The sequence below is a fragment of the Streptomyces sp. ATLC9 genome (genome assembly GCF_057196705.1).
This window is the reverse complement of record NZ_JBXUOY010000443.1, coordinates 1-2,594: the sequence shown is the minus strand read 5'-3', so window position 1 is coordinate 2,594 and position 2,594 is coordinate 1. Positions and strand designations below refer to the sequence as shown.

Below are 2,594 nucleotides of genomic sequence, written 5' to 3'. Positions count from 1 at the left end.
CCCGGGCCCCCCCCCCCCCCCCCCCCCCCGCCGGGGCCCCCCCCCGCCCCCCCCCCCGGGGGGCGGCGGGGCCCCGGGCCGTGTCAGTGGCCTCTGGTAGGACTGAGGGCTGTGAGCAGCGAGAACGGGCGACCGGACCGGCCCCCGGCACAGGACCCGCCGGGAGGCGAGCAGCTCGCGCTGATCCGCGAGACCGTCCGCCGGGCCAAGCCACCCCGCGCCCGGCCGCGCACCTGGCGCGGCGCCGAACTCGCCGAGCGCGACCCCGTCGCCCGCGTCCTGGTCGACAAGGGGCTGCTCCACCTCGACCGGCTCTTCGACTACGCCGTTCCCGCAGGCATGGACGCCGAGGCCCGGCCGGGGGCGCGGGTGCGGGTGCGCTTCGGCGCGGGGGAGCGGGGCGGACGCCGCGAGGGCGGCGGGCTGGTCAACGGCTTCATCGTCGAGCGCCGCGCGGAATCCGACTTCCCCGGTGTCCTCGCCCCCATCGCCCAGGTCCTCTCCCCGGAGCCCGTTCTGGGCCCCGGGCTGCTGCGGCTGTGCCGGGCCGTCGCCGACCGCTACGCCGGGGCCCTGGCCGATATCGTCCAGCTCGCCGTGCCCCCGCGCGTGGCCCGTGCGGAGAAGACGTCCGCCGGGGGCACCTCCACCGCACCCCCGCCACCGCCCCCGCCGCCCGAGGTCTCCTCCTGGGCGCGCTACCCGGCCGGGCCCGGCTATCTGCGGGCCCTGGCCGCGGGGGAGTCCCCGCGCGCGGTGTGGACGGCGCTGCCCGGCCCGCACTGGCCCGACGAACTGGCCCGGGCCCTGGCCGCCGCCCTGGCCTCCGGCCGCGGCGCGCTGGCCGTACTGCCCGACGGCCGGGCCGCGGCCCGGGTGGACGACGCCCTCACCGCCCTGGTCGGCGACGGCCGGCACGTTCTGCTCACCGCCGACGCCGGAGCAGAGGCCCGCTACCGCCGATGGCTGGCCGTCAACCGCGGGCAGGTGCGCTGCGTCGTGGGCACCCGTGCCGCTATGTTCGCACCCGTGCACGACCCGGGCCTGGTCGCGATCTGGGACGACGGGGACTCCAGTCACCGCGACCCCCGCGAACCGACGCCGCACGCCCGCGAGGTGCTGCTGCTGCGCGCGGCCCGGGAGGGGTGCGGCTTTCTGCTGGGCGGGCACGGCAGCACCGTGGAGGCCGCCCAGCTCGTCGAGACCGGCTGGGCCCGACCGCTGGCGGCCGACCGCGACGCGGTGCGGGCGAACGCCCCCCTGGTCCGCACTGTCGGCGACGGCGACGAGGCGCGCGATCCGGCCGCGCGCACCGCCCGGCTGCCCACTCTCGCCTGGAGTACCGTGCGCGAGGCCCTGCGACGCGGCCCGGTGCTGGTACAGGTGCCGCGGCGCGGCTACGTACCCCGGCTGGCCTGCGACCGCTGTCGCGAGCCCGCCCGCTGTGCCCACTGCTCCGGCCCCCTGGAAACCGCCGGCGGCGACGCCCCGCCCCGCTGCGGCTGGTGCGGACGCGACACGCCCGGCTGGGCGTGCGCGGAGTGCGGCGGAACCCGACTGCGGGGGCGGGTCTTCGGAGCCCGGCGCACCGCCGAGGAGCTGGGCCGTGCCTTCCCGGCCGTGCCCGTCCGCACCTCCGGCCGCGATCACGTCCTGGACTCCGTACCGGACAGACCCGCCCTGGTGGTCAGCACTCCCGGCGCGGAACCGGTCGCCGAGGGGCCAGGCTACGCGGCGGCCCTGCTGCTGGACGGCTGGGCGCTGCTCTCCCGCCCCGATCTGCGCGCGGGGGAGGATGCGCTGCGCCGCTGGCTGGACGCCGCCGCACTGGTGCGCCCCCACGGCGAGGGCGGCACGGTGGTGGTGATGGCCGAACCGACGCTGCGGCCCGTCCAGGCGCTGGTGCGCTGGGATCCGGCCGGACACGCCCGGCGCGAGCTGGCCGAGCGGGCCGAGCTGGGCTTCCCGCCGGTGTCCCGGGTGGCCGCGGTGACCGGACCGCCCGAAGCCGTCGCCGGACTGCTGGCCGCGGCCGGACTGCCGCCCGGCGCCGAGGTCCTGGGGCCGGTTCCGCTGCCCGTGCCCGACGCGGGCCGTCCCCGGCGCCCGGGCGGTCCGCCGCCGGGCGAGCGGTGGGAGCGGGCCCTGGTGAGGGTGCCGCCGGGCAGCGGCGCGGCGCTCACCGCCGCGCTCAAGGCCGCCCGTGCGGCCCGGCTCGCCCGCCGCGGGAGCGAACCCGTACGCGTCCGCGTCGATCCGGAGGACATCGGCTGACGGCGGTGACGCCCGCGGGCCGCCCGGCGGCGGAACCGCCCGGCGCCGGGCCGAGGGGGAGGGGCCGGGCGCCGGGCGGAGAACGGGACGGCCGGAGGATCAGCCGTTGCGGGGGGCGGGGAGGGCGCCCGGACGGGGCTCGAGAGGCTGCGCCGCCCGCCCGGACGGCGGATGGGCGGCGGGCACCGGGGGAGCCCCGGCTCCCGCGGTCACGGCGTGTGCGGCGGCCCCGGTCTCCCGGCACTCCTCCCCGTCCCGGCCGGGCCGCCGTTCCGTCCGCGGTCCGTCGGCGGACGGGGCCGTGGTCTGCGCGGTGGAGG

At 80.4% G+C, this 2,594-nt stretch carries 1 protein-coding gene and 1 pseudogene; one reads left to right on the top strand and one right to left on the bottom strand.

Features of this window, described 5'->3' with window-relative positions; all coding sequences use genetic code 11:
- Positions 1-111 precede the first annotated feature (111 nt).
- A complete protein-coding gene (locus tag AC2CJA_RS26030; RefSeq protein WP_484605118.1) occupies positions 112-2,274 on the top strand; it encodes a primosomal protein N' in 2,163 nt (720 codons plus the stop codon).
- Positions 2,275-2,373: 99 nt separating this feature from the next.
- On the opposite strand, the pseudogene AC2CJA_RS26025 reads toward AC2CJA_RS26030, so the two are convergent.
- Positions 2,374-2,594 (bottom strand): annotated as a pseudogene (locus tag AC2CJA_RS26025) (hypothetical protein); the annotation flags it as partial.